Origin of the sequence: Campylobacter insulaenigrae NCTC 12927, from assembly GCF_000816185.1 — a bacterium.
Classification (GTDB): domain Bacteria; phylum Campylobacterota; class Campylobacteria; order Campylobacterales; family Campylobacteraceae; genus Campylobacter_D; species Campylobacter_D insulaenigrae.
The window spans coordinates 195,640-220,751 of sequence record NZ_CP007770.1 but is presented as its reverse complement, the minus strand read 5'-3'; the positions used below and the strand labels follow the sequence as shown (position 1 = coordinate 220,751).

General features: G+C 28.6%; 32 protein-coding genes. 13 read left to right on the top strand and 19 right to left on the bottom strand.

The window, feature by feature from the left end; translation table 11 throughout:
- Positions 1-3: 3 nt before the first annotated feature.
- The 3 genes from CINS_RS01255 to CINS_RS01245 are packed head-to-tail and all read left to right on the top strand — an operon-like array spanning position 4 to position 2,284.
- Complete coding sequence (locus CINS_RS01255) at positions 4-1,578, top strand: ABC-F family ATP-binding cassette domain-containing protein (protein WP_039649167.1); 1,575 nt, start codon at positions 4-6, stop codon at positions 1,576-1,578.
- Entirely contained in the window at positions 1,575-1,907 is a 333-nt protein-coding gene (locus CINS_RS01250) for a hypothetical protein (RefSeq protein ID WP_039649165.1), read from the top strand. Before CINS_RS01255 ends, CINS_RS01250 begins: the two co-directional genes overlap by 4 nt.
- Positions 1,908-1,957: 50 nt before the next feature.
- Positions 1,958-2,284 (top strand): hypothetical protein, encoded by a 327-nt coding sequence (locus tag CINS_RS01245; RefSeq protein WP_039649164.1) that lies wholly within the window; start codon positions 1,958-1,960, stop codon positions 2,282-2,284.
- A gap of 30 nt (positions 2,285-2,314) precedes the next feature.
- On the opposite strand, the gene CINS_RS01240 is transcribed toward CINS_RS01245, so the two are convergent.
- Positions 2,315-2,887, bottom strand: a complete 573-nt coding sequence (locus CINS_RS01240; protein ID WP_039649163.1) for an IMPACT family protein — start codon at positions 2,885-2,887, stop codon at positions 2,315-2,317.
- Positions 2,888-2,959: 72 nt separating this feature from the next.
- Here CINS_RS01240 and galU point away from each other — a divergent pair, with 72 nt between their 5' ends.
- From galU to CINS_RS01225, 3 genes are all read left to right on the top strand, one after another.
- A complete protein-coding gene (galU, locus tag CINS_RS01235) occupies positions 2,960-3,784 on the top strand; it encodes a UTP--glucose-1-phosphate uridylyltransferase GalU (RefSeq protein ID WP_039649162.1) in 825 nt (274 codons plus the stop codon).
- On the top strand, positions 3,778-5,001 hold the full coding sequence (locus tag CINS_RS01230; RefSeq protein ID WP_039649161.1) for a glucose-6-phosphate isomerase: 1,224 nt from the start codon (positions 3,778-3,780) through the stop codon (positions 4,999-5,001). The genes galU and CINS_RS01230 overlap by 7 nt, the downstream gene beginning before the upstream one ends.
- A gap of 130 nt (positions 5,002-5,131) precedes the next feature.
- Positions 5,132-5,581 carry a Dps family protein gene (locus tag CINS_RS01225; protein ID WP_039649160.1) on the top strand — a complete coding sequence of 150 codons (450 nt, stop codon included), beginning with the start codon at positions 5,132-5,134 and terminating at the stop codon, positions 5,579-5,581.
- A gap of 19 nt (positions 5,582-5,600) precedes the next feature.
- Here CINS_RS01225 and CINS_RS01220 read toward each other — a convergent pair whose 3' ends face one another.
- Together CINS_RS01220 and CINS_RS01215 are read right to left on the bottom strand one after the other, a co-directional pair.
- Positions 5,601-6,764: a 2,3,4,5-tetrahydropyridine-2-carboxylate N-succinyltransferase gene (locus CINS_RS01220; RefSeq protein ID WP_039649159.1), complete on the bottom strand. Its 1,164-nt coding sequence runs from the start codon at positions 6,762-6,764 to the stop codon at positions 5,601-5,603.
- Between the two features lie 9 nt (positions 6,765-6,773).
- Complete coding sequence (locus tag CINS_RS01215; RefSeq protein WP_039649158.1) at positions 6,774-7,877, bottom strand: Mrp/NBP35 family ATP-binding protein; 1,104 nt, start codon at positions 7,875-7,877, stop codon at positions 6,774-6,776.
- Positions 7,878-7,983: 106 nt separating this feature from the next.
- On the opposite strand from CINS_RS01215, the gene CINS_RS01210 reads away from it, so the two are divergent.
- The 4 genes from CINS_RS01210 to CINS_RS01195 are packed head-to-tail and all read left to right on the top strand — an operon-like array spanning position 7,984 to position 11,603.
- Entirely contained in the window at positions 7,984-9,099 is a 1,116-nt protein-coding gene (locus CINS_RS01210; RefSeq protein ID WP_039649157.1) for a bifunctional 2-C-methyl-D-erythritol 4-phosphate cytidylyltransferase/2-C-methyl-D-erythritol 2,4-cyclodiphosphate synthase, read from the top strand.
- Positions 9,096-9,971, top strand: coding sequence for a receiver domain protein (locus CINS_RS01205; RefSeq protein WP_039649156.1), 876 nt, complete (start codon positions 9,096-9,098; stop codon positions 9,969-9,971). The genes CINS_RS01210 and CINS_RS01205 overlap by 4 nt, the downstream gene beginning before the upstream one ends.
- Positions 9,949-11,109: an ATP sulfurylase (sulfate adenylyltransferase) gene (locus CINS_RS01200; protein WP_039649155.1), complete on the top strand. Its 1,161-nt coding sequence runs from the start codon at positions 9,949-9,951 to the stop codon at positions 11,107-11,109. The genes CINS_RS01205 and CINS_RS01200 overlap by 23 nt, the downstream gene beginning before the upstream one ends.
- 2 nt (positions 11,110-11,111) lie before the next feature.
- Positions 11,112-11,603 carry a phosphatidylglycerophosphatase A family protein gene (locus tag CINS_RS01195; RefSeq protein ID WP_039649154.1) on the top strand — a complete coding sequence of 164 codons (492 nt, stop codon included), beginning with the start codon at positions 11,112-11,114 and terminating at the stop codon, positions 11,601-11,603.
- An 85-nt stretch (positions 11,604-11,688) separates the two neighbouring features.
- Here CINS_RS01195 and CINS_RS01190 read toward each other — a convergent pair whose 3' ends face one another.
- From CINS_RS01190 to bamE, 5 genes are read right to left on the bottom strand one after another with little or no spacing between them, the layout of a single operon-like run.
- The gene (locus CINS_RS01190; protein WP_039649153.1) at positions 11,689-11,904 is read right to left on the bottom strand and encodes a hypothetical protein; all 216 of its coding nucleotides are present in this window, start codon (positions 11,902-11,904) and stop codon (positions 11,689-11,691) included.
- A 24-nt stretch (positions 11,905-11,928) separates the two neighbouring features.
- Complete coding sequence (locus CINS_RS01185; protein WP_039649152.1) at positions 11,929-12,321, bottom strand: hypothetical protein; 393 nt, start codon at positions 12,319-12,321, stop codon at positions 11,929-11,931.
- A gap of 12 nt (positions 12,322-12,333) precedes the next feature.
- Positions 12,334-12,732: a hypothetical protein gene (locus tag CINS_RS01180; protein ID WP_039651279.1), complete on the bottom strand. Its 399-nt coding sequence runs from the start codon at positions 12,730-12,732 to the stop codon at positions 12,334-12,336.
- 20 nt (positions 12,733-12,752) lie between these two features.
- Entirely contained in the window at positions 12,753-13,286 is a 534-nt protein-coding gene (locus CINS_RS01175) for a hypothetical protein (RefSeq protein WP_039649151.1), read from the bottom strand.
- A gap of 10 nt (positions 13,287-13,296) precedes the next feature.
- Entirely contained in the window at positions 13,297-13,686 is a 390-nt protein-coding gene (gene bamE / locus CINS_RS01170) for an outer membrane protein assembly factor BamE domain-containing protein (protein ID WP_039649150.1), read from the bottom strand.
- A 90-nt stretch (positions 13,687-13,776) separates the two neighbouring features.
- On the opposite strand from bamE, the gene CINS_RS01165 reads away from it, so the two are divergent.
- Positions 13,777-14,028, top strand: coding sequence for a helix-turn-helix domain-containing protein (locus tag CINS_RS01165; RefSeq protein ID WP_039649148.1), 252 nt, complete (start codon positions 13,777-13,779; stop codon positions 14,026-14,028).
- Positions 14,029-14,070: 42 nt separating this feature from the next.
- On the opposite strand, the gene mnmA is transcribed toward CINS_RS01165, so the two are convergent.
- The 10 genes from mnmA to aroQ all read right to left on the bottom strand — a co-directional run bounded on the left by mnmA (position 14,071) and on the right by aroQ (position 21,922).
- Positions 14,071-15,087: a tRNA 2-thiouridine(34) synthase MnmA gene (mnmA, locus tag CINS_RS01160; protein ID WP_039649146.1), complete on the bottom strand. Its 1,017-nt coding sequence runs from the start codon at positions 15,085-15,087 to the stop codon at positions 14,071-14,073.
- Positions 15,050-15,685 (bottom strand): LOG family protein, encoded by a 636-nt coding sequence (locus tag CINS_RS01155; RefSeq protein ID WP_039649145.1) that lies wholly within the window; start codon positions 15,683-15,685, stop codon positions 15,050-15,052. Before CINS_RS01155 ends, mnmA begins: the two co-directional genes overlap by 38 nt.
- The gene (gene fliY / locus CINS_RS01150; protein WP_039649143.1) at positions 15,682-16,530 is read right to left on the bottom strand and encodes a flagellar motor switch protein FliY; all 849 of its coding nucleotides are present in this window, start codon (positions 16,528-16,530) and stop codon (positions 15,682-15,684) included. Before fliY ends, CINS_RS01155 begins: the two co-directional genes overlap by 4 nt.
- Positions 16,520-17,611 carry a flagellar motor switch protein FliM gene (gene fliM, locus CINS_RS01145; protein WP_039649141.1) on the bottom strand — a complete coding sequence of 364 codons (1,092 nt, stop codon included), beginning with the start codon at positions 17,609-17,611 and terminating at the stop codon, positions 16,520-16,522. Before fliM ends, fliY begins: the two co-directional genes overlap by 11 nt.
- 1 nt (position 17,612) lies before the next feature.
- A complete protein-coding gene (locus CINS_RS01140; protein ID WP_039649139.1) occupies positions 17,613-18,299 on the bottom strand; it encodes an RNA polymerase sigma factor FliA in 687 nt (228 codons plus the stop codon).
- Positions 18,286-18,645, bottom strand: a complete 360-nt coding sequence (locus CINS_RS01135; protein ID WP_039649137.1) for a hypothetical protein — start codon at positions 18,643-18,645, stop codon at positions 18,286-18,288. Before CINS_RS01135 ends, CINS_RS01140 begins: the two co-directional genes overlap by 14 nt.
- Positions 18,646-18,659: 14 nt before the next feature.
- The gene (gene flhG / locus CINS_RS01130; RefSeq protein ID WP_039649135.1) at positions 18,660-19,523 is read right to left on the bottom strand and encodes a flagella biosynthesis ATPase FlhG; all 864 of its coding nucleotides are present in this window, start codon (positions 19,521-19,523) and stop codon (positions 18,660-18,662) included.
- A complete protein-coding gene (gene flhF, locus CINS_RS01125) occupies positions 19,516-20,895 on the bottom strand; it encodes a flagellar biosynthesis protein FlhF (RefSeq protein ID WP_039649133.1) in 1,380 nt (459 codons plus the stop codon). Before flhF ends, flhG begins: the two co-directional genes overlap by 8 nt.
- Before the next feature lie 8 nt (positions 20,896-20,903).
- Positions 20,904-21,377, bottom strand: coding sequence for a 2-amino-4-hydroxy-6-hydroxymethyldihydropteridine diphosphokinase (gene folK, locus CINS_RS01120; protein ID WP_039649131.1), 474 nt, complete (start codon positions 21,375-21,377; stop codon positions 20,904-20,906).
- A gap of 71 nt (positions 21,378-21,448) precedes the next feature.
- A complete protein-coding gene (gene aroQ, locus CINS_RS01115; RefSeq protein WP_039649129.1) occupies positions 21,449-21,922 on the bottom strand; it encodes a type II 3-dehydroquinate dehydratase in 474 nt (157 codons plus the stop codon).
- Between the two features lie 87 nt (positions 21,923-22,009).
- On the opposite strand from aroQ, the gene mqnF reads away from it, so the two are divergent.
- Both mqnF and sppA read left to right on the top strand, forming a co-directional pair.
- Positions 22,010-23,233, top strand: a complete 1,224-nt coding sequence (gene mqnF / locus CINS_RS01110) for an aminofutalosine deaminase family hydrolase (protein ID WP_039649127.1) — start codon at positions 22,010-22,012, stop codon at positions 23,231-23,233.
- Positions 23,221-24,114 carry a signal peptide peptidase SppA gene (sppA, locus tag CINS_RS01105; protein WP_039649125.1) on the top strand — a complete coding sequence of 298 codons (894 nt, stop codon included), beginning with the start codon at positions 23,221-23,223 and terminating at the stop codon, positions 24,112-24,114. The genes mqnF and sppA overlap by 13 nt, the downstream gene beginning before the upstream one ends.
- Here the strand turns inward: sppA and ribD are convergent.
- Complete coding sequence (gene ribD / locus CINS_RS01100; RefSeq protein WP_039649123.1) at positions 24,111-25,106, bottom strand: bifunctional diaminohydroxyphosphoribosylaminopyrimidine deaminase/5-amino-6-(5-phosphoribosylamino)uracil reductase RibD; 996 nt, start codon at positions 25,104-25,106, stop codon at positions 24,111-24,113. The genes sppA and ribD overlap by 4 nt on opposite strands.
- Positions 25,107-25,112 lie beyond the last annotated feature (6 nt).

The following is a 25,112-nucleotide window of genomic DNA, read 5'->3' as shown; positions in this document are numbered from 1 at the left end:
TTCATGGTGGAAGTTAAAAATCTCACTATGCGTTTTGCAAACCAACTTTTATTTGAAGATGTAAATTTAAAATTAAACCGTGGTGAAAGATATGGACTTATAGGCGCAAATGGCGCAGGAAAATCAACCTTTTTAAAAATTCTCTCAGGCGAAATAGAATCAAGTAGTGGAGAAATATGCATAGATCCAAATTTAAAAATCGCTGTTTTAAGTCAAGATCAATTTGCTTTTGAAAATTATACTGTAAAAGATACAGTAATGTGTGCAAATAAAAGATTATATGATGCACTAAAAGAAAAAGAAAAACTTTATATGAGTGAAGAATTCACAGATGAAATCAATGACAGGTTAAGTGAACTTGAAATAATTACCGCAGAAGAAGACCCAAATTATGATTGCGAACTTAGATGTGAAAAAATTCTTAGCTCTTTAAATATCAAAGATTTTAACGCTTTAATGAGCACTTTACAAAGTGCGGATAAATTTAAAGTTTTATTAGCTCAAGTTTTATTTTTAGGAGCTGATATTTTATTTTTAGATGAACCCACAAATAACCTTGATTTAGAAGCAATATCTTGGCTTGAAAACGAACTTTTAAGACATGATGGTACTTTAGTGGTGATTAGTCATGATAGACATTTTTTAAATAAAGTTTGTACAAGAATTTTAGATGTTGATTTTAAACAAATTCGAGATTTTGCTGGAAATTATGATGATTGGTACATGGCTTCAACTTTGCTTGCCAAACAAGCTGAACTTAAGCGAGATAAAACCTTAAAAGAAAGAGAAGAATTAGAAAATTTCATTCGTCGTTTTAGTGCAAATGCTTCTAAGGCCAAACAAGCAACAAGTAGAGCTAAAGCTTTAGAAAAACTTGAACTTGAAGAAATTAAAACTTCAAATAGACGCGATCCTAGCATAGTTTTTAGAGCTAATAGAGAAATAGGTAATGAAGTTTTAGAATTAAAAAATATAAGTAAAGCTTATGATAAAACTTTATTTGAAAATTTAGAATTAAAATTAGAAAAAGGTGATAAAATAGCTTTAATAGGTGCAAATGGTGTTGGAAAAAGTACTTTAGCTAAAATCATCGCATCAAAATTACAACCTGATAATGGAAATATTCATATAGGTGCTACTATAGAAATGAGTTATTTTGCTCAAGATACTACAAATTTAATTAATGAAAATTTAAAACTTTATGAATGGCTAATGAGTGAAAAATTTAAAGACTTAGATGAAATTCGAAAATGTCTTGGAAGAATACTCTTTAGTGGAAATGATCAAGAAAAAGTGGCAGCAAGTTTAAGTGGTGGAGAAAAACATCGTCTGATGCTTTCAAAACTTATGCTAGAACGAGGAAATTTTTTACTTTTAGATGAGCCAGATAATCACTTAGATCTTGAGAGTATTATTGCATTAGGAGAAGCTTTATATAATTTTAAAGGTTGTGTGATTTGCATTAGTCACGATAGGGAATTAATTAATGCTTTTGCAAATCGCATATGGTTTTTAGAAAATGGTCAGTTAACAGACTTTAAAGGAAGTTATGAAGAATTTTTAGGAGGTTTAGAATGAATTCATTTAAAATAAAATATGCTGCAGGATTTGGACATTTTACACAAAATCACAAAGGTTTTGGTCCTACTATATATATAGAAGAAAGTGTGAATTTTCAAAGTGAAAAAGATTATTTTGATTATGTGGATTTTTATAATCTTTATTCTAAAGAAGATGATACATATTTTCATATTTCATTTTTAGAAGAACGCCCATTAAATGAAAAAGAATTACAAAGCAAAATTGCTTATAGAAAAATTAGAGACGAACGCTGCCACAAAGCCAGAGAAGAATTTATAAAAAACAATGAAATAGAAGCTGAATATCATCCGACCCACGGAGACTAAGGAATATTTTTTGCTTGTTACTCCTTGCAATATTTATGAAAGGAGATAACATGCAAATTAACGATAATTTATCTGTTAAAGAATATGGTTATAGTCAAAGTGTCTATAAAGATTTTCAGAAAAATAATGAAGATTTTATGTCTTTGCTCAATCAAAATATTGATGAAAATCTTAATGAACAAGGTGCTAAATTTGATGAATTTTTTTCTAAAGCCACAAATCATGATAAATTTGGCCATGGAATTTATAGTTCTAATATGTCAAATATCTACAATTATCGCTTTAGAAATCAGCACAATGAAACACCTATCCAAACACATTTAACAAATGAATCTGATTCCAAAGACATGGTAAAAGATTTATTAAATTCATTATAAAAGTAAGCGCTTTAGCTTACTTTTATAGATTTATATTTCTTTAATTTCAAATTCTTTTGCAAAATTTTTAAAATCTTTTTCTTCTTTTTCATTAACATAAATTGTTAATTCTACACATTCTGTAAATTTTCTCTCAAAATTAATATTATTTTTATTCAAAAAATATTCAAATCTAGAATAAACTGCAAAAGGAATACACAAATTTAAGGCTTGTTTTAATTCAAATTCTAAAAGTTTCGCATTTAAAACAACAGCATTAGTGGCTTCGCTATAAGCTCTTACCAATCCTCCAACACCAAGTTTTATACCACCAAAATACCGCACAACTATTACCGCACAATTAATAAGAAAGGCTCCCCTTAAAACATTTAAACAAGGCATAGCAGAACTTCCTTTAGGCTCACCATCATCACTTTTATCTTCAACGATTTGTTTGTATTCGTTTAAATATCTATAAGCATAAACAAAATGCACTGCTTTTAAATGCTCACTTTTAAGCTCTTTTATTAAATTTTTAAAATCTTTATATGGACATAAAAAAGCTAAGAAATTTGATTTTTTAATTTCAATTTTAGCTTGATAAATTTGATCAATAGTTCTCATTTTTACCTTAGAATTTGATATAATCAGCAAAATTATAATTAAATCAACTTATAAAAATTTAAGGAATAACTTATGCTTCAAACTTGTGTATTTCCTGCAGCCGGATATGGAACAAGATTTTTACCTGCTACAAAAACCCTACCTAAAGAAATGTTGCCTATATTAACAAAACCACTCATACATTATGGAGTAGATGAAGCTTTAGAAGCTGGTATGGAAACTATGGGGTTTGTAACAGGTAGAGGAAAAAGAGCTTTGGAAGATTATTTTGATATATCTTACGAACTTGAACACCAAATTGCAGGTACTAATAAAGAATATCTATTAAGTGAAATTAGGACTTTAATCAATCGATGCACTTTTACTTTTACAAGACAAAATGAGATGAAAGGTTTAGGTGATGCGGTATTAAAAGCAAAACCCTTAGTACAAGATGAAGCATTTGGAGTAATCTTAGCAGATGATTTGTGTATAAACGAAGATGGTATAAATGTTATGGCACAAATGGTAAAAATTTATGAAAAATATCGTTGTTCTATTGTTGCTGTTATGGAAGTAGAAAATGAACAAGTTTCAAATTATGGGATTATCGCTGGCAACAATGTTGAAGGAGATTTAATTATGGTAAATTCTATGATAGAAAAACCTGATATAAAAGATGCACCAAGTAACTTAGCTATCATAGGAAGATATATTTTAACTCCAGATATTTTTGGAATCTTAGAAAACACAAAAGCAGGTAAAAATGGTGAAATTCAATTAACAGATGCTTTATTGTCTCAAGCAACCAACAATATGGTACTAGCTTACAAATTTAAAGGCAAAAGATTTGATTGTGGTAGCGTAGAAGGCTTTATCGAAGCAACAAATTATTTTTATAAGAAAAATAAATGCTAAATAATACTTTACACTTTAAATTACAAGATTTATCTAAAATCACTGCTTATGCTAATAGAATGAATGATGAATTACAAAGTGGTGACATAGGATATTATCATCTAGTAGATACAAGTTTAAATTTAATTCAAGAAAGTAAAGAATTTATAGCAAAAAAATCTCATATAAAAAATATTGTTTTAGTAGGTATGGGTGGATCAAGCTGTGGAGTTAAAGCTTTAAAAGAACTTTTATTCGATTCTTGCGCAGATAAAAATCTTTTTATTATTGATAATACCTCTTCTCATATTTTTACTCATACAATGCAAAAATTAAATCCAGAAGAAACACTATTTGTTATTGCAAGTAAGTCAGGCACTACAATAGAAGTAATTTCTTTATTTAAACTCATCATAGCGCATTTTAATTTTAAATGTATGAATTTACACAAATATTTTGTTTTCATTACAGATTTAAATTCTAAACTTCATAAACTAGCAGATGAATTAAATATAAAATGTTTTTTTATACCTAAAAATGTTGGCGGTAGATTTAGTGTTTTATCTGCTATTGGCATAGTACCTTTAAGTTTTTGTAATTATGACACAGAGGCTTTATTAAAAGGAGCAAAAGCTTGTTTTATTGATTTTTTTGAAAAAAAAGATACAACAATTTTACAAAAAGCTTATCATTATTGTACGCATAAAAACGCTCATATCAATGTTCTTTTTTCATATGGAGATGCATTTAAAGCTTTTAATGAATGGTATGTTCAATTAATAGCCGAGAGTTTAGGAAAGAAACAAGGTTATAAACGCATTGGTTTAACCCCAGTTGCTTTAATTGGAGCTAGAGATCAGCATAGTTTTTTACAGCTTATTATGGATGGACCTAAGGATAAAACTATAACTTTTTTAAAAATTAAAGATAGCTATAAAGCTCCTTTGATTCCAAATATAAGTTTTAATTATCTACAAAATTGTGATTTTACCAATGAAATAAATCTACACGATCTTTTAAATGCTCAATGTGATGCGACTGCACAAGCTTTAATAGCTGAAAATTTAAGCGTAGATATCATAGAACTTGAAACTTTAGATGCTTGGCATTGTGGATATTTGATGTATTATTATGAATTATTTACTTCAGCTTGTGGAATTATGCTTGGTATTGACACTTATAACCAACCAGGCGTTGAAGTCGGTAAGCTTATTCTAAAAAATATGCTTAGTAAATAAATTTGCATTATTATAAAAAAAGAGTATAATGAAAACGGAATAACTTATAATATATTTATTATTAAATAATAATTTTTATTATTTAATAAAATTATGTTATAATATTTTAAAATATAAAAAAGGAGATAACATGTCAGTTACTAAACAATTATTACAATTACAAGCAGATGCTCATAGTTTATGGATTAAATTTCATAATTATCATTGGAATGTAAAAGGACTTCAGTTTTTTTCAGTTCATGAATACACAGAAAAAGCATATGAAGAAATGGCTCAGCTATTTGATGAATGTGCTGAAAGAGTTTTACAACTTGGAGAAAAAGCTATAATATGTCCAAATAAATTATTAGAAAATGCTGGAGCTCCAAAAACTCAAAAAGAATGTTTTACTCCAGTCGAAGTATTAGAACTCATAAGAGAAGATTATAAATATCTTTTATCTGAATTTAAAAAATTAAATGAAGTATCAGAGAAAGCTAGTGACACTACAACAGCAGCATTTGCTCAAGAAAATATAGCTAAATATGAAAAAGTACTTTGGATGCTAAATTCAACTATTCAAAACACTTGTTCAATGTAATTAAGCAGGATATTCCTGCTTAATGCAAATCTTCATTTAATTTTATTGCTTTTTTATTCAAAGTCACTATCATTGCACCTGTAATTGAATCTTGTCTAAAATGAAGTCCATTTAAATTAGCCAATTCCAATCCTTTGTATATATCTTTGTCAAATTTAAAATTAGAGTTAATTTTTTGCAATTCTTCTTTATTTTTAAGTACAAATTTAGTACCTTCTAACACTGCTATACCCGCATCCACAATGCAATTATCTCCTAATGGAATTCCTGTGACTGAATTTGCACCTAAAAGACAAGCTTTACCTATACTAATAGCATTTCCACTAGTGCCACTTAATACTCCAAGTATTGATGCACCACCTCCAACATCGCTACCTTCGCCTACAACAGCTGAAGAACTAATACGCCCCTCCACCATACAAGCACCGGTTGTTCCTGCATTAAAATTAACATAAGCAGCTCCTGGCATAATTGTCGTTCCAGAAGCTAATACAGCACCCATTCTAACTTTTGAACTTTCTAAAATTCTAGTATTATCCTCAGGAATAATATGAGCTAAAAATCTTGGAAATTTATCTACATAATCAATCTTAGGATATCTTTTACTCATCTTAAGATCAATCTCATTTTCTCTTAAAAAATCCAAATCTATAGGATAATTATCGCTCCAAGCAACATTTGGTAAAAGTCCAAAAGCACCATTTAAATTTAAACTCCTAAGTTCAACTTTCTTACTAGAAAGCAAATATAGCTTCAAATATACATTTTCTAATGTTTTTGGAGCTTCATTTTCAAACATACACACAAAAGCAAATTCATTTTCTCTAAAATTTTCCCTAACTGCTTTTATAATATCAATATTTTTATGACCTTGTTCTTCCAAAAATGGCTTAAAGCATTCTAGTGCAAAATCCAAATCTTCCTTAATTAATGTACCTGTGAATTCACTTTCATTAAAATCAATTTCAATTCCTCTTCTAAAAAATGCCTCAAACATAATAGCTGCTGATGCATAATTTTGTTCATAATTTACCAAAGCAAAAGAAGCTTGCATTTTTTTACTTGCATCTACTTGACTGAGATCAAGTCTTGCTACGCCGAAAGCTTTAGGTTTTTTATAATTTATTTTTTGCTCAATTTGTTTAACCAAATTTAAAAATTCTTCTTTACTTTCAATAGCCATTTTATCTCCTTATTGTGAGCAAGCACTCTTGCCATTTGTTATCGGTTGTATTGCTGAATTACCTACTTTGCCTTCCTGATTTACTTTTTCTATAAAATCCCAAATTTTTTCTGCAGCTTGCAAATATCTTTTTGAGCTTATACTTTCTGGAAGATAAAAACTCACAGGCTTACCTTCGTCACCACCTTCTCTTATACTCATTTCAATAGGAATTTGAGCTAAGATATCACATTTATACGACTTTGCCATCTCTTCAGTAGTACCTTTTCCAAAAATATCATATTCTTTACCATTATCAGGACATAAAAATCCACTCATATTTTCCACAATACCTGCTATTGGAATATGAAGCTTTTCAAACATATCAAGTGCTCTTTTACTATCATCTAAAGATACAATTTGCGGAGTACTTACACATACTCCTGCACTTACTGGAACACTTTGCGCTAAAGTAATTTGTGCATCACCTGTACCTGGAGGCATATCAAGTAATAATATATCAAGTTCTGGCCAAAGCACATCAGCTAATAATTGTTCTATAGCTTTCATTATCATAGAACCACGCCACATGAGACCTTTACCCTCTTCTATCAACACACCCATACTCATCATATAAACCCCATGAGACAAAATAGGACGAATTTTTTGACCCACTATTTCTGGCTTACTTTTACTCTCACCTAACATTCTTGGTATATTAGGTCCATAAATATCAGCATCTAAAAGTCCAACTCTTTTTCCCATTTTTGCTAAAGATATTGCCAAATTTAAAGTAGTAGTACTCTTTCCAACCCCTCCCTTACCACTTGAAATCATAAGAAAATTCTTAATTTGCGGTGCAATATTCTTTCCACTTCTTGAATTACTCTTTTCTTCAGGAATTTGAGGTTGAATCAACTCTAAATTAAGTTCTAAATTTAAATCCTTCAAAGTATTTACAATATTTAGTTTTAATTCTTGTGCTATCTGTGCATTGGCTGATACAATTTCAACAACAATATGAGCTTTTTTACCATCAGTTTCAATCTTTTTTACAAAACCAAAACTCACAATATCTTTTTTAAATCCTGGATATATGACTTGCTTTAATCTCTCTTCAATTTTTTCTTTCACATTTTTCTCCTTGATTGTCAAAAAAATAATTCTACTAGTATAAATATTAATTTTGGCTTTTATTGTGTATAATATTGTAACATTTATGAAAATTAAGGTGTAACAAATGTTAGATATTTCCTTGATTATGCTTTCTGCTGGGGATTCTTCAAGATTTAATCTTCCTGTAAAAAAGCAATTTTTAAGACTAAATGATTTACCATTATGGCTTTATGCTACAAAAAATATCAGTTCTTTTTATCCTTTTAAGCAAGTAATTGTTACTTCTAGTAATATTTCTTACATGAAAAAATTTGCTCCTGAATATAATTTTGTTAAAGGTGGAAAAACAAGAGCTCAATCTTTGCTCAATGCTTTAAATTTAATTCAAAGTGAATATGTTTTAGTAAGCGATGTAGCTAGGGTTTTAATTAGCAATAATCTATTTAATAATCTAATGGAGAATTATGATAAAGCCGATTGCATCAGTCCTGTTTTAAAGGTAGCTGATACCACAATTTATCAACAAAATATCATAGAAAGAGAAAAAATCAAACTCATACAAACTCCGCAACTTTCTAAAACGACTATGCTAAAAAAAGCTTTAGAAAAAAATGTAAATTTTACAGATGATAGTACTGCTATACAAGCTATTGGGGGTAAAATTTGGTATATACAAGGTGATGAGATGGCTAAAAAAATCACCTATAAAGAGGATTTGAAAAGTCTAAATTTACCAAAACCTTCTCAAGATATTTTTAGTGGGAATGGATTTGATGTACATGAATTTGGAGAACAAAGACCTCTAATTTTAGGTGGTATAGAAATTCATCCTAATATGGGGCTTAAAGCCCATTCTGATGGAGATGTTTTAGCACACTCTTTAATTGACGCACTTTTAGGAGCAGCAGGACTTGGTGATATAGGTGAATTATTCCCAGATACTGATAAACAATATAAAAATGCAAATTCTATGCATTTATTGCAACAAAGTTATGATTTAATTCAAAATTATGGCTTTGAACTTGTCAATACTGACATTACAATAATAGCTCAAACGCCTAAAATGAAAGATTTTAAAGATAAAATTATTTTTAATATTGCTAAATTTTTGAAAATTACTCCAAATAAAATTAATGTAAAAGCCACTACGACAGAGCATTTGGGTTTTGTAGGTAGAAAAGAAGGAATCGCTGTTTTAACAAGTGTAAATTTAAAATATTATGATTGGACAAAGCAATGAAAGTATTAATTGTTGAAAATGAATTTTATTTAGCTCAAAGTATAGGTTCAAAATTAAATTCAATAGGCTACAACTGCGATATTATCACAAGCACTAATGAATTAACACATTATGAGTATGAAATCATATTACTTTCTACTAGTATAGCTAATTTTGAATTTATAGTAGAAACATTTAAACACAAAATTATCATTTTATTAATCTCATACATAAGCTCAGATACGGTTTTATCACCACTTAAAGCAGGGGCAAGTGATTATATACAAAAACCCTTTATGATAGAAGAACTTACGCGTAAAATTAAACATTTTCAAGATTTTAAGAAAATGGAAATTTTAAACCATACCTATGAAGCTTATTTAAAACATAAATTTGAAACCATTAAAATAGCTCATTTTGACTATAAAAAAATTAAGCTACCATTGATTTTAAAAGCAAATAATCAAATACAAGCAGATTGTTTTGTATTTAATTATTCTAAACAAAATAATATTGCAAGTGTGTATGTAAATCTTTCTCATCCTCATAATTTAGATAAAATTTTAAAAGATACCAATACATATTATCTTACAAATTTTCAAAGCCTAAAACCATTAGAAAAAGAAAAAATATTAAATTTAGCAACCAAAAAATCTATTATTATTCACACAAACAACAATATAGAAAACAAGAATTTCCAAACTTTAGAGCTTATAGATGAAGAAAAAAACTTCGAAAGTAATGGAATTTTAACTATAGATGATTATGTCAAACATATTATATTAAGTTATCAAAATGTATTTCCTGATACAGATTTATCTAAAAAATTAGGAATTTCAAGAAAGTCTTTATGGGAAAAAAGGAAAAAATATGGCATCAGCAAGAAAAAATAGTATTATCATTTCAGAAGAAGAATATGAAGTTTTATGTTTCATAAAAGAAGGAATTTTTGGATCATTTACAAAATTAATGAATGAAAAACAAAGGGATCAATTTCTAAAAACTGGTATGATTGATCAACATAAAATTCCTTATGCATTAACGTTTGCTCCAAGTAACGAAAATAAAAAAGCGATAGAAAATGCAAAAGAAAAAGACAAATTAGAATTTATCTGTAACAATCAAATAGTAGGACATATCATTTTTGAAAGTAAATTTAAAAATGATAAAAATAACAATGATATTTTTAGGCCTAACATTTGCTCTATAGAAGATTTTAGAGAAATTTGCATCAGTGGAGAAATTGAAATTTATCAAAATCGTATTAAGGCTATCAAAAAAGACTTTGAAAAAATTACAAAGAGATTAAATCCTTCTAATATTACCGCCATAGTATCAAGCTTTGATCCTTTTCATAGAGCCCATGAAAGAATTCTAAGATGGTCTATAGAGCAATCTGATTTAGTAGTAATTTTTTTAATAGAATCTTATGAAAGTAATGGCTTAAGTTTAAATCTTAAAAAACGATGTTTTGATATATTTGCACAAAATTATTTACCTTCTTCAAGAGTTGTACTTATACCTTTACACAATATAAAAATTTTTGCTTCCCACTTAAACCCTGTTTTAGAATGTGCCTTAGCAAAAAGTTTTAATTGTAATAAAGTTTTTGTAGGACAAAATCATGCTGGACTTGGAATGTTTTTTAATCATAATAGAACTTTTACAATACTTGATGATTTTGCGAAAGATTATAATATAGAAGTAACCATTCTTCCTGAGTTCGTATTTTGCGATGAATGCAAAATGATAGTTAGTGCCAAATCTTGTCCTCATGGAGCACATCATCATATGAAATATCACGGAGATTCTTTAAAAAATTTACTTAGACTTGGTATCATTCCACCAGCAGTTTTTATAAGAAGAGAAATTTCTGCCCTGATTTTATCAGAACTTTTTCCAAATCGTTTTCATAATAAACAAAACATTTATAGTAATTTATTTCCAACACATGGAATTTTAGAATATAGAAGTGATAAAGAATTTTATGAACAACTTATAAAGCTTCATCAAATGTCTTATATGGTGTGATAATGCAAAAACTATTTTTAACTTTTTTTTATTCAGGTAGTATTAATAAAGCTCCAGGAACTTTTGGAACCATAGCAGCGCTATTCCCTGCATTTTTTATTTTAAGGTATTTGGGCATAGGAACTTTGATCTTATTTGCAATTTTACTTTTTTTAATCTCTATAAAAATTATCGATCAGTATGAAAACAAAACAGGTAAACACGATGATAAACATATTGTGATAGATGAAGTTGTTGGGGTATTTTTAGCCTTAGCAATTTGCGGGCAGAGTATTTTTACTTTTTTACTTTCTTTTATTTTATTTAGGTTTTTTGATATCACCAAACCTTCTATCATAGGCAAAATCGATAAAAAAGTTAAGGGTGGGTTAGGCGTAATGCTAGATGATGTTTTAGCAGGAATTTTCGCAGGATTACTTAGTGCAGTAATTTATGGAATTTTGCTTAAATTTAATCTTTTATGGTTTGATATAAGCATTATGGAGATATTTTAGTCAATATCAATATGACTTTTATGATAATTCATACTAACAAACACGATATTCCATATAAAACATACTAAGATTTATCGCGTAGTTTTTATAAAATATAGCTTAAAATAGCCACGATTATAATTATGCAAAATATTAACTTCACAAATATTGAAGCGACTATGCCAAGTATAGAATCAAGTTTTGATATATTACCACCTGATCTATAATTGACACTTTGAATAAAATCATTATCAACAAAAGAAAATAAATCAACCTTGAAAATAAAATCGATATAATAAGCTAAAATAAAAAAAATATCCATAATTACTCCAAAGTTTCTATAAACTCACCTTTTATTTTTACATCTTTGTAGTTTCAACTTTGCTAAATTTAATTTTTCAAGAGCTGTTATTCTTTGTCTATCATAAAAATTCCTAACCTCATTTTGTATATTAAAAATATCTTTTATTTGATTAACTTGATCTCTATTTCTATTTTTAATAGATTGATAAGAATTATAATTAGGACTAGTTATCTCATCTATTATATCTGCTTGAGTTTTTAGATTCTTTCTAGAGTAATTAGCTAATTGTGTATCCAAATCCATTTGCTCTTGTTGATCTAAATTTTGTATAGCAATTTTATATTCTAATACAGCTACTTTATAATCATTTTGCTCATTATTGCAATTATCTGCGTACATTACAGATAAAAATAACATAAAAATTACTATTCTCATTATGTTTCCTTGTTATATATTCTCTTTTTCAAAGAATATTGCCTTATCTAGTACTTGAAAAAATGAATGATAAATTTCTGGATCTTCTACAAGAATTAGAGCTTGCATATTAGATCCATATTGAGCATTAGCTCTAATAGTTGATTTTTTATCTCCTTTTTCTCTTGCAACCAATGTCATACGCATTGTTGCACCTTTTGATAATTTCGTTGCAGTAACTGTTCCTGTTTGCAAATCCGCTTTATCAATTACAAAACCAAGATCTTGTAATGCAGAAACACCAGCTTTCGCAACAATTTTTTTAGGATAATCATATTCTTTTGTTTGATATATTCTAACTTGAAGCTGCTGAGTATTTTCAATAACCATTTGTCTAGAATTTGTACCACACCCAACAAAATACAAAACCATTATAAATAATAATATTTTTTTCATAGTTCATTTGCCTCCAAAAACACTGATTTTGATAATTTTTCATAAAATTGTTGATAAATTTCTTTATCTTTTATAGTTCCAACTTCATTAACAGAGCCCTCTTGATTTCTTACAATTCTTTGCATTGTAAACCTTACAAAAGTCTTTTGGATTTTATTATTCGTAGAGATAACTACACTTGCCTTAATTTCTTGCGTATGATCTGACTGTTTTGAAGCAGCCATAGCTGCACCCGGAGATAAAAGCGCCAAGACAACAATCCCAGCTTGAGTAGAAACTTCTCTTGCATCTCGTGTTTTAGATGCACTTACTATTCCAAAATCTCTATTAATTTCATCTATATTAAATCCAAGATCTTGCAATGTTGCAATACTAGATGATAAAATTTTATTTGTATCAACAGTATTAAAACTTTTAGTCTGCAATTGCCTTTCTTGTGCTGTAGATGTTTCAATCTTCATCATCTCTTTAACACTAGTTGTTGCACAACCGCTAAAAATAAGTAAAAAAATAGGTATTATAAACTTCATATTTAATACCTTAAAAACTTGAAGTGTGGTATGCCACATCTCTAACTTTTTGGTTATTATCAAATTTGATAATAACAGTTAAAGTTCGTTGCGTACTAACGTTACTACCACTATTTCCAGTAACTCCGGCCAAAATAATACTTATACCACCAGATGAATTTTGATAAGCTCTTTGGGTGCTAATCTTATCATATACCCAAACTTCTCTTCTTTGTTCATCAGTTGATATAATATTTGGAGATCCCATTATTTCTATGATTTCAGACGAGCTCATACCAACTTTTATATCTTTTTGAGCTTTTGATACTGTTATTTTTTCATCCACTTGTGGATTATATAAAGTTTTATTACATGCAGTGAATGATAAAACAATGACAAAAAGTAATGAAACTTTACGCATTAAACCTCCTTTAATTTATCCTATAGGATATATTTTAAAAAATTATATCTTTGTAAAGTTTAATTTCATATTAATCCTATAGGATAAAAAATGGAAGATGACTTTAGTAATTCTAGCGAAGAAGAAATTCTAAATTTTTATAAAAAAGTATCATCAAATATAAGAAAATTTAGGGAGAAAAAAGGAATTTCTCAGCTTGAACTAGCCCTAGATATAGGTATAAAATCCGTTGCATTCTATTCAAATTGTGAGTGCAATCGATATGGTAAACACTTTAATTTAGAACACTTATATAAAATTTCTAAAAGCTTAGAAATTCCATTAAAAGATTTATTAGATTAATCACTAATCACTATAATGCTAAAGGGTTGCAACTCTTTAGCATTATTTTATAAATCCACTTGCAAGTACTAAATCTTTATCGTAAAATACCGCCATTTGTCCACTAGCAAGGCCATAAACAGGTTCTTGCAAGATAATCTTAGCGCTTTTATCTTCATTAATCAAAACTTTACATGGAGTTGATCTTGATCTATAACGTATTTTCACTTCGCAATCTAACTCTTTTGTATCAACAAATAAATTTATATTATTAAGATTAAACTCACTTATTTTAAGTTCTTCTTTTTTGCCTACTACGATTTCATTCTTTTTAGGATCAATCTTTAAAACAAAATGAGGCTCATGTGCTCCACGCACTTCAAAACCTCTTCTTTTCCCTATAGTGTAGTGCATATATCCTTCATGTTGCCCTACTTCTTCACCTTTACTATTCCTAACAATACCAGGAATTTTTGTATCCATAAATTGATTAAGTACACCAACATAAGTATCTTCCACAAAACAAATTTCAGAACTCTCTTTTTGCGTAGCAAATGATTTTAAAATCTCGATTGTAGAAGCAAATTTTTTAACATCTTCTTTTTTCATATCTCCAAGCGGAAAAATTAAATATTTTAATGCTTCCTTATCTGCGTTAGCTAAAAAATAACTTTGATCTTTACTCTCATCAAAGGCACATTTGATTAAATTATTTTCTATTCTTGCATAATGTCCAGTAGCAAGTTTTTCACAACCTAAATTTTTAGCAAATTCTAAAAGCTTACCAAGCTTAATAAAACGATTACATAAAGCGCAAGGATTTGGAGTTTTTCCTTCTTTATATGTATTAACAAAAGGCATATAAACTTGATTTTTGAAATCTTCTTGTAAGTCTAAAATATGATATTCTATCTCAAGAAATTTAGCAACTTTCTCAACTTTTTGTATATTTTCTTCATGATAATTTGGCTTCCCATGAAGCTTCATATAACATCCTATAATCTCATGGCCAGCTTGCTTTAATTTATAAGCAGTAACAGTACTATCCACACCCCCACTCATTGCAACAAGAATTTTCATTATTTTCCTTTATAATTCTTATAATTTCATCTAAATCATCACTTATACTATACTTCAACCTATCATCTTTAGATATAGTCTGAAGTTCAAGTAAAGAAGTTTTGATAAATTTGTCAAGAGTATGCCAAAATTTTTGCCCAACCAAAATAATAGGAACATTTTTTCTAATACTAAGTTGTTTAAGCGTAAGAATTTCAAAAAATTCATCTAATGTTCCAAAGCCGCCTGGGAAAATCACAAAAGCAAAACTCTTTTGAATAAGAGCCATTTTGCGAATGGCTAAGCTCTTAAAAGTTATATTATACTCTAAAAAACTATTTGCTTTTTGCTCAAATGGTAAATGTATATTAAATCCTACAGATTTCAAATGCGAATTTTTACTCAACATAGCTCCATAGTTAGAGGCTTGCATAATACCTGCTCCACCACCACTTACAATACAATATCCTAAATCAGCTAATTTTTTAGCTAAATTTGAGGCAAATACACAATATTCATTATCCTGTTTTAATCTTGCTGAACCAAAAAAAGTTACACAATTATGTATCGGCTCTAGTTTTTTTAAATATTTAACATCATCAATGACTTTTTTTGTCATCTTAATTGCTCTAATCTTTCCTTTTTAGATCCAATTTCAGTAATTTGAACTCCAAAATTACCATCAACAATTACAACTTCACCATATGCAATTCTTTTATCACCTATTAAAATTTCTAAAGGATCATTAGCAAGCTGATCAAGTTCTATAACAGAACCTATGTCCATTGTTAAAACGTCTTTTAAAAGCATTTTTTTGCTACCTATACGAACCCTTATAGGTAAACGTACATCCATAATAAGACCAATATTTTTTAATTCTTCAACATTGGCTAAAACTTTATGTTCTTGTGTATTATCTGCAGAATTTAATGGAGCTTCTATCACTTCTTCTAAATCTGTTTTGGTTAAAATATTATAAATCTTTTCATCAAACACTAATGAAATTTTTTCTTCCAAATCAGCAATTTTTACATTATAAAAATATAATTTATAAAAGCCTCCAAGCTCTAGATTATCAGTAATAAATTCACAATTTTCTAAATTAAATTCCATTTTAGGAATTTCTTTTTGAGCACCTAGAGTTGTTGAAAATGCTGAAATGATGTTTTGTAATGCTTCTTTTGCAGCATCCATCTCATCATCATTTAACTCACTATTTTTAGAAATTTCCTCTTCACCCATCATCCATTCGCCGATGGCACTCATTAAAACTGCACTAGATAAAATTTTAATTTTCATATCATTGTTTACTACAAAAGTAGCACTTACCAATGGAGGAGTCATTGAATCTTGAGAACTTACATCGTACTCATAATACTCGCTAAATTCAGCACTTTTACCTGTTAAACCTTCGATGGTACTTATGCATTCATTTACAAATATACTTAAAAAATTATTGATCATCTTCTTCCTCTTCTAAATCATCATTATCATCATAAGAATTTGCTTTTGCTCTTCTTTCATCCTCATACTTCTCAAGTATCTCTTTAATCTCATCTTTATCAGTTTTAATCAATTCTAGTATTTTGATTGATTTTCTAAATCTGTGAAGTCCAACCTGAGCTAAAAATACTTCTTTTTTATCTATAGAAACTATAGCCTTATCATCAGCCGTTCTGTCAAGTTTTAAAATATCTCCTTGTTTGAGTTCTAAAAATTCATTAACATTGACAAAGGTTTTACCCAGCATCGCTTCATATATAACTTCAGCACGCCCAATTAAAGTTTTTAATTCTTTATTTCTTGATTTTTTTGCTGATGTTTCACCCATCATAATATCACGATTTGCTAAACGACTCAATACACTTTCTAAATGCACAACTGGATAACATATATTAACCATACCACTTGAATTTCCTATGATAATTTCCATTACAACCATAATGACAATTTCATTTTGAGAAACTATTTGAACAACATTAGGACTTGATTCTTTAGCTTCAACACTAGGATAGATTTCTGTTACATTCATCCAACTTTCTTTTAATCTTTGCATTATAATACGCAATATAGAATCAAGTAAATTAAGTTCAATTTCTGTCAATTCCCTTAAAGTATCAAAACTATCACCTTGTCCGCCTAAAAGCCTATCTATCATAGGGAATGCTATGCTTGGATTAATCTCTAAAACACAATTTCCGTCTAAAGGTTTTATAGAAAAAACATTAAAACTAGTAGGACTTGGTAAAGACATTAAAAATTCTCCATAAGTCATTTGATCTACCGAATGAAGTTTAATCTCAACTATACTCCGCATCATAGAAGAAATTTGCGAAGCAAGATTCCTTGCTAATTTATCATGAATACCCTTAATAGAACGAAGCTGTTCTTTAGAGACTCTATTAGGACGTTTAAAATCATATACGACTATGTCTCTTTTATCTTCTAATTCTTCAAGTCTAGAAGAAGCGGCGCTATCATCACTATCATCATCAACAACTTCTAATAAAGCATCAATTTCTTCTTGGGAAAGTATTTCAGCCATTTTAAGCTAACCTCTCACGAATTTTCTTTAATAAACGTTTGTGAATTTGAGAAATTCTAGATTCACTAATCTCCAACACCTCAGCTATTTCTTTTAAATTTAATTCTTCATAATAATAAAGCTGGATTACAAGTTTTTCTCTTTCTTTAAAATCTTCTAAAACCAAATTAATTTTTTCTATCAATTCTTCTTTCTCAATTTGCTCTATGATATTACTATCATTAAAACAATTTAATTGCTCATCTAAAGGCATAACAAGAGAAATAGCATGTGCAGCTCTAGCTTCTTTTACTTTTTCAATCTCCAAATTTAATCTTTGTGCTAAATATTCATCATCTGGCTCTGTTTCATTTTCTTGATAAAATTCATCAATAATTCCATCAATGTCCTTAATGATCTTTCTATTGCTTCTACTCATTACATCAAGACTTCTTAAATAATCAAGCATAGCACCATTAACTCTTTTTCTAGCAAAGCCCCAAAAACTATCGTTTTGTTCTTTGTCGTAGCGACGCGAGAGTTTTATCATCTCCTCAACGCCTATACTAATTAAATCATTTACATCAATACTTGCTGGCAAACGCTCTCTTAGTCTAAATGCCATAGCTTTTAAAGCAGGCATATAAGAAATAACCAAATCATCTTGTTCTTTTTTTAAGGTAGAAGCATAAGCATTATGCGGCTGCATGTCTCACACTTCTTTTCTTATGAGAAGTTTCAAGCTTTTTAAGATCTTCTCTTTCTTCTTGAAGTTTTTCAAGTAAATAATCCATTTTCTTTTCTCTAGAAGCTAATTCTGTAATAAATTTATTATTTTCTGTCTCATATTTTTCTTTATTAAAATGCCTACCGCCAATTTTATGAATATCTACAAAAATCATTATAACAATATGAATCAAAACATAAAAAACAAAGGTAATTAAACAAGTATAAACCAATATTTCTACAGCATCGCTAATGTTTACTATAGTAAACATTAAACCTATAAAAAAACCGCAAACTGTAAAAAAAGCTACAAAATTTTCTGGCCTCATAATTTTCCCTCAATCTAAAAACGATCCAAAAGCTTTTTAAAAAAGCTCATTATATTTTTGTCTCCCACATCACTAAGCACTTTTTGTTCCAACCTATACAAAAGCTTAGAAGCTATAGCTTTGAGTTCATCACTTGCATTAGTATCATCATCACTAAATAAAGTTCGCTTTTTAATGCTTGAGCTAATATCTTTACTTTGAGATAAAAAACCTAAAAATTCTAGATTAAGATTATGTTTTATATTAATATTTGCAACTTTTTTAATATTATCAAAAATTCTCAAAGCTTCATTTTCGTTTTTGACTACATTAAAAATCATTAGCAAATTTTCTTTAGTTTTTGAAGTAGTTTTAATAGTAGCATAGGCATCTGTAATCGCAGCAGGATCAGGGACAGTCACCACTATAACCTCATCTGACATTTCTAAAAAATTTCCTATATTACCGCCAATTCCTGCACCTGTATCAATAATCAAAAAATCTAAATCATCTAAAATACTCGTTTGATTTAAAAATCTTTCATAAATATTTTTATCATTGTATTTTAAAATTTCGTCACCACTTTCACCAGGTATTAACCATAAATTTGGTTTAACATTTATCAAAATATCTTCTAAAGAACATTCACCTTTTAAAACATGCAAAAGATTTTTTTCAACTCGAACATTTAAGATTACATCTAAATTAGCAAGTCCTATATCCGCATCAAAAAGTCCCACTTTATAACCATTTTTAGCTAAAATATTGCCTAAATTCGCACTAAAGGTACTTTTACCAACACCACCTTTACCACTAGTTACAGCAATAAAATGAGTTTGTTTAACACTAGCTTTTTCATCTTTTACAAGATTTCTCAATTTTTCTGCTTGATTACTCATTCTCATCCTTTTTGAAACCCTCTAAAACACAATGAACTAAAAAATCACTATTTGCTACTTCTATATCATCAGGCACTTCTTGTCCTATAGAAAAAAAACTCATAGGGGTGTTTGTTTCATAAAGTAAAGAAAAGACATTTCCAAAAACTTTAGTTTCATCAAATTTAGTAATAATCAAAGTATCTATATTCAAAAATGAAAAATTCTTATAGGTTTCTAGCAAATCTTCATATTTTGTATTTGCAGAAAGTACCAAATTTACATCAATTTGCGCATTAGAATGTGACAAAAATTCCTTAGTTTTTTCAAGTTTTACCTGATCATATTGCGAATTTCCTGTAGTATCTACTAAAATCACTTCACAAGTATTTAAACTTTTAATAGCATCATCTAAATCTGTAGGTTCAATACTATCAATAATCGGTAGTTTCATCATTTTTGCATACTGAAAAAGTTGTTCAACAGCACCAATTCTATAAGTATCTAACGTGATAATACCCGTTTTATAGCGTCGATCACCATAAGCATAACGAAACGCAAGTTTAGCTAAAGTAGTAGTTTTACCTACCCCAGTTGGTCCAACTAACATCATAATTTTTTGTTTTTTAATTTCACTTTCTAAGCGGCAAGGAAACATATTTCTTAAAAGTGAATAAAAATACCTTTGCACAGCTTCTTGATTGGCTTTCATAGTACTTGGCATATTTTCTATAGTAGCTTTCATAATAGCCTCTAGATGAGACTCTTGCATGCCACTTGCTTTAGCTTGTTTATAAATACTGGCAAATTCAGGGGGTATAATAAGCTCTTTGCGTAAATCCGCTTTATCATCCCACATCATATCCACAAGTAAATTCATTTTATCATTTAACTTACTCATTTGTTTTTCAAATGATTCTATTTTTTTATCATAATTTGTATTTTTAGGCATAGAAAAATCTTGATAATTAGAAACTTTACTAATTTCTGAACTTACTTGAGAAAGTTTATTTTTTAGATTTAAAAAATTATCATCTTTATTTTCTTTTTTGTGCGTATTAGCTGATTTTTGTTTAACATTTTGAGAAAAATCAAAAACTACATCTTCTTCTTTTTCTTCTTCATACACAGGAGTTTGAATTTTTGATTCTGGAAAATTTGCAGCATTTGGCTTTTTTTTCTGCGGTATTGGTTTATTATTTTGCTTTAAATGCTCTTCATAGTCAGCTTCTTCTATAGCAACGATAACTTCATATAACGGCTTTTGATTTATCGTCTTTGGGCGAATTTGTTTATTAGTTACAATTAAAGCCTTATCTCCATAATCTTGTTTAACCTTAGGTATAATTTCATCAGTGCTTTCAACTGTAAAGGTGTGAATTAATTGTCCCATTTTAATCCTTATCTTAACAAGCCCAACGGCAAAATCACGCTAATCCTGTCATTTACCCCTTGATGAGGCACTATACAATACTCATCTTTTCTCACTTTCTTTGAAAAATATAACAAATCCAAATCTAGTGTTCTAGGAGCATTTTTAAAAGTTCTTTTTCGTCTGAATTTAAATTCATAAAAAAATAAAACTTTTAAAAGCGCTCTTGCATGTAAACTCGTACTAATCATCATTACGGCATTAGTAAAATCTTTTTGTTTTTCAAAACCAAAAGCTTTATTAATTAAAAACGGTGAAGTTTGCAAAATTTGCAAACGCCTATCTTGCATTATTTTTCTAAACAAAGCTAAAAAACGATTTTTTTCATTTTCTATATTACTTCCTAAGCCTATAATAGCTAAATATTTTCCTTTTTGCTGTTTTTTAGAATAAAAAGGGAAAAAACGATTTTTTTCTATCTTTCTAGCTCCTTTTATAAACAAACTATAACACCGCCTTTTCTTGATATTTAATACATCAGGTTTTCTAATAAATAAATCTTATCTTAGTTTCATCAATTTTGCTGATTGATTTGTGCTGCTTTATGTGCGTTAATTCTGTCAAAAATTTGAAAAAGCCCCATTAATGCCATATGATAACCAAATGGACCAAAACCTATAATACTCCCTGCACAAACTGGCGCTATCATACTTTTTTGTCTAAATTCTTCTCTTCTGTATGTATTGCTAATATGCACCTCAATCACTGGTAAATTTATTGCTGCGATAGCATCACGAATCGCAATAGAAGTATGTGCATAAGCTGCAGCATTAATAATAACCCCATCAACACTTCCTATACATTCTTGAATCTTATCTACCAATTCGCCTTCAAAATTACTTTGAAAAAATTCAATTTCACTATTTGCTTGCTTAGCAGCCATTTTCATTTGTTCATGGATATCATCCATTTTCATATTGCCATAAATATGTGTTTCTCTCATTCCTAGCATATTGATATTTGGACCTTGTATAACCATAACTTTCATATATCTAACCTTTTTTAGCAAAATTTAATACATTATAACATTTAAAGCTAAATTTTAGCTACAATTTCCCTTTTTAAAGGTTGATATATGTACATAATTGCTCCTAAAATAATTTTTACTTGTGATAATGATTTTAATATATTACAAGATAAAGCTTTGCTGTTTAATGAAAAAATTTTACAGATAGATACTCTAAAAAATTTACAAAAAAACTACCCACAAGCACAACTTATTCAAATTGATGAGAATTCCTTGCTTTTGCCAGCATTTATTAATCCTCACACTCATTTAGAATACAGTGCAAATAATGGAAATTTAATTTTTGGAGATTTTTTACAATGGCTTGATAGTATATTTAATAATCGCTTTGTTTTAAACGAAAAAGCAAAAGAAAAATTAATCTTAAAAAATATTCACAAGATGTTAAAAAGTGGTACAGCAACTATAGGAGAAATATCAAGTTTTGGAAGCGATCTAAATCCTTGTATTCGTTCTCAAGCAAGAATTATATTTTTTAATGAAATCTTAGGATCTAACGAAAATTTTATAACAGAAAAAAAAGAAGATTTTTTGCAACGCTACGAAAAAAGTTTGATGCAAAAAAATTCTAAATTTATTCCAGCTATTTCAGTACATTCACCTTATTCTACACACCCTGAGCTTGTTAAATTTGCAATACAACTTGCACAAAAAAATAATAATCTAATCAGCACTCATTTTTTAGAAAGCAATCATGAAAATAATTGGTTAAGATTTAAAAAAGGAGGATTTAAAAAGAGTTTGTCTAAATTTGCTAAAAATCCTATGCCATTTTATACTCCGCAAAGTTTTTTAGAATTTTTTAAAAATCAAAGAACTTTATTTACTCACTGTGTCTATTTAAAAGAATTTGAACTTTTAGATAATAACTTGCATTCTATCACTCATTGTGCTATGTCAAATAAATTTTTAAGTAAAAAAACATTTAAGTTAAAACAAAATTTAAAATATGGGATTAATATCCATCTTGGAACTGATGGCTTAAGTTCTAATACCTCTTTAAGTATGCTAGATGAAATGCGTGCAAATTTACTCATTCATAATGATTTTGAATTAGAAAAATTTGCTAAAATATTAATTTTAATGGCAACTAATAAAGCCGCAAAAGCACTGAATTTAAATTTGGGAGAGATAAAAAAAGATAAAATTGCTGATTTTAGTATTTTTACTTTACCAAATAGTGCAAATTTTGATCAACTTCCTTTGCAATTTATCTTACAAAGCAAAGAAGTATTAAAACTCTTTATAGAAGGAAAAGAATGCAAATTATAAAATTATTTTTTAAGGGCATAGGAAAAACTATTTTTTATATCAATAAATACTTTAAAACCTTTGTATTTTTGTTTATAGTATTTTTAATCTTATCTCCAGATGAAGAAAAAACAAAACTCTCTAATGCTAATCTAGCACAAATAAATCTAAAAGGTGAAATCACAAACGTAGATAATCTTTTAGAGCAAATATACAAATTAAAAGATAATGATGCTATAAAAGGTGTCTTGTTTTATATAGATAGTCCAGGCGGAGCATTTGCTCCAAGCATGGAATTGGCTTTAGCTATTAAAGATTTAAAAGCTAAAAAACCTGTAGTCGTATATGCAGGTGGCACTATAGCAAGTGGAAGCTATTTAAGTGCAGTAGGTGCTAATAAAATAATTGCAAATCCAGCAAGTTTTGTAGGTTCTATTGGCGTAATAATGCAAGGATTTAATGCAAGCGATTTAGCTCAAAAAATAGGCATAAGCGATCAAACCATAAGCGCTGGAAGCTACAAAGAAGCAGGTACTTTTATGCGAAAATGGAGTGATCAAGAAAAAGAATTTTTACAAAATTTAGCCAATCAAAGCTATGAGCTTTTCACAAGTTTTGTTGCTAGCAACCGTAATTTAGATTTAAATCAAACCTATCAATGGGCTGATGCTAAGGTATTTTTAGCAAATGAAGCATTAAAATTAAAACTCATAGATAAAGTTGGAAATTATGAAGAAGCTAAAAAAGATTTAGAAAAAATTTCAAAAGTACAAAATCCTATATGGCAAAAAGAAGATGCTTTTGATAAATTTATAAAAAGACTAGAAGAACAAAGCACAAGCTTTTTTTCTAATGTATTTACAAAAATTTTCATAAAACTTAATGAACAAAAAATTTATTAAGATATTTGAATTTTCTCATAAATTCCATAAGTATCATTTTCTAAAAAGCCTTTATACAAAGGCTTTAGCTTCATATCTAATTTAACATTTTCAAAAGTATTTAGATTTGAACTTGAAAAAATCAAAAACATATCCATCTCATCTTTAAAGGCATTTAAAAAATTCTCTCCACCCTCATACATGATAAATCTTGCATCATTAGGAATACTTGAAAAAACCTGTCTATTTGGCACACCGAACAAAGGTATATTTTTATCAAATGTTTCTAATTTTTTATGACTTAATATACATACATTTGGTGCCTTAGCGTTTGCTAATCTTGCATCTAAAATAGGCCTATCATACCTTATAGTTTCTCCACCTACCACAAGCAAATCAAGCTTTGAACGTATCCTATGAGCGTAAGTTCTACTGGCTTTAGAACTGACTATTTTTCCAAGAGCTGAGCCGTTTAAAGAAAGAGCTAATTTAAAAATTTTAAAACTTGATTTTTGCCATTTTAAAAATGGTTTTAAAAGCTCCTTGGCTATTTTTTCACAAATCCCTATTTGCACTTTTATACCTTGATTTTTTAAAAATTCTGCTCCGCCACTTGCAAGTTTGTGCTCATCTTTAGTAGCGATAAAAACTTCACTAAAACCAAGCGTGCTAAAAAGCTTTGTGCAAGGTGGAGTTTTACCTTGATGATTACAAGGTTCTAAACTCACATAAGCAGTGGCATCTTTTAATAAATTCTGATGATTTTTACAAATAAACTCATGCAAATCGTTTACATTTTGTGGCAAAACTAAATTTGGATTAAGCATTTTTAAAGCTTTACTCACTGCTTCAAGCTCTGCATGGGCTTTGCCCGCTTCTTTGTGTGCCTCTATGCTTAAAATTTTGCCATTTTTATCCAAAATCACACATCCAACAGCTGGATTTGGATAGGTTAAAAACTGATACTTCCAAGCTTCATCTATGGCTAAATTCATATAAAATTCGTGATTCATATAATT

Bases quoted from the DNA above. Each gene is read 5' to 3' on its own strand.
- CINS_RS01255 (WP_039649167.1), top strand. From the start codon at position 4: ATGGTGGAAGTTAAAAATCTCACTATGCGTTTTGCAAACCAACTTTTA.
- CINS_RS01250 (WP_039649165.1), top strand. From the start codon at position 1,575: ATGAATTCATTTAAAATAAAATATGCTGCAGGATTTGGACATTTTACA.
- CINS_RS01245 (WP_039649164.1), top strand. From the start codon at position 1,958: ATGCAAATTAACGATAATTTATCTGTTAAAGAATATGGTTATAGTCAA.
- CINS_RS01240 (WP_039649163.1), bottom strand. From the start codon at position 2,887: ATGAGAACTATTGATCAAATTTATCAAGCTAAAATTGAAATTAAAAAA.
- galU (WP_039649162.1), top strand. From the start codon at position 2,960: ATGCTTCAAACTTGTGTATTTCCTGCAGCCGGATATGGAACAAGATTT.
- CINS_RS01230 (WP_039649161.1), top strand. From the start codon at position 3,778: ATGCTAAATAATACTTTACACTTTAAATTACAAGATTTATCTAAAATC.
- CINS_RS01225 (WP_039649160.1), top strand. From the start codon at position 5,132: ATGTCAGTTACTAAACAATTATTACAATTACAAGCAGATGCTCATAGT.
- CINS_RS01220 (WP_039649159.1), bottom strand. From the start codon at position 6,764: ATGGCTATTGAAAGTAAAGAAGAATTTTTAAATTTGGTTAAACAAATT.
- CINS_RS01210 (WP_039649157.1), top strand. From the start codon at position 7,984: ATGTTAGATATTTCCTTGATTATGCTTTCTGCTGGGGATTCTTCAAGA.
- CINS_RS01205 (WP_039649156.1), top strand. From the start codon at position 9,096: ATGAAAGTATTAATTGTTGAAAATGAATTTTATTTAGCTCAAAGTATA.
- CINS_RS01200 (WP_039649155.1), top strand. From the start codon at position 9,949: ATGGCATCAGCAAGAAAAAATAGTATTATCATTTCAGAAGAAGAATAT.
- CINS_RS01195 (WP_039649154.1), top strand. From the start codon at position 11,112: ATGCAAAAACTATTTTTAACTTTTTTTTATTCAGGTAGTATTAATAAA.
- CINS_RS01190 (WP_039649153.1), bottom strand. From the start codon at position 11,904: ATGGATATTTTTTTTATTTTAGCTTATTATATCGATTTTATTTTCAAG.
- CINS_RS01185 (WP_039649152.1), bottom strand. From the start codon at position 12,321: ATGAGAATAGTAATTTTTATGTTATTTTTATCTGTAATGTACGCAGAT.
- CINS_RS01180 (WP_039651279.1), bottom strand. From the start codon at position 12,732: ATGGTTTTGTATTTTGTTGGGTGTGGTACAAATTCTAGACAAATGGTT.
- CINS_RS01175 (WP_039649151.1), bottom strand. From the start codon at position 13,286: ATGAAGTTTATAATACCTATTTTTTTACTTATTTTTAGCGGTTGTGCA.
- bamE (WP_039649150.1), bottom strand. From the start codon at position 13,686: ATGCGTAAAGTTTCATTACTTTTTGTCATTGTTTTATCATTCACTGCA.
- CINS_RS01165 (WP_039649148.1), top strand. From the start codon at position 13,777: ATGGAAGATGACTTTAGTAATTCTAGCGAAGAAGAAATTCTAAATTTT.
- mnmA (WP_039649146.1), bottom strand. From the start codon at position 15,087: ATGAAAATTCTTGTTGCAATGAGTGGGGGTGTGGATAGTACTGTTACT.
- CINS_RS01155 (WP_039649145.1), bottom strand. From the start codon at position 15,685: ATGACAAAAAAAGTCATTGATGATGTTAAATATTTAAAAAAACTAGAG.
- fliY (WP_039649143.1), bottom strand. From the start codon at position 16,530: ATGATCAATAATTTTTTAAGTATATTTGTAAATGAATGCATAAGTACC.
- fliM (WP_039649141.1), bottom strand. From the start codon at position 17,611: ATGGCTGAAATACTTTCCCAAGAAGAAATTGATGCTTTATTAGAAGTT.
- CINS_RS01140 (WP_039649139.1), bottom strand. From the start codon at position 18,299: ATGCAGCCGCATAATGCTTATGCTTCTACCTTAAAAAAAGAACAAGAT.
- CINS_RS01135 (WP_039649137.1), bottom strand. From the start codon at position 18,645: ATGAGGCCAGAAAATTTTGTAGCTTTTTTTACAGTTTGCGGTTTTTTT.
- flhG (WP_039649135.1), bottom strand. From the start codon at position 19,523: ATGAGTAATCAAGCAGAAAAATTGAGAAATCTTGTAAAAGATGAAAAA.
- flhF (WP_039649133.1), bottom strand. From the start codon at position 20,895: ATGGGACAATTAATTCACACCTTTACAGTTGAAAGCACTGATGAAATT.
- aroQ (WP_039649129.1), bottom strand. From the start codon at position 21,922: ATGAAAGTTATGGTTATACAAGGTCCAAATATCAATATGCTAGGAATG.
- mqnF (WP_039649127.1), top strand. From the start codon at position 22,010: ATGTACATAATTGCTCCTAAAATAATTTTTACTTGTGATAATGATTTT.
- sppA (WP_039649125.1), top strand. From the start codon at position 23,221: ATGCAAATTATAAAATTATTTTTTAAGGGCATAGGAAAAACTATTTTT.
- ribD (WP_039649123.1), bottom strand. From the start codon at position 25,106: ATGAATCACGAATTTTATATGAATTTAGCCATAGATGAAGCTTGGAAG.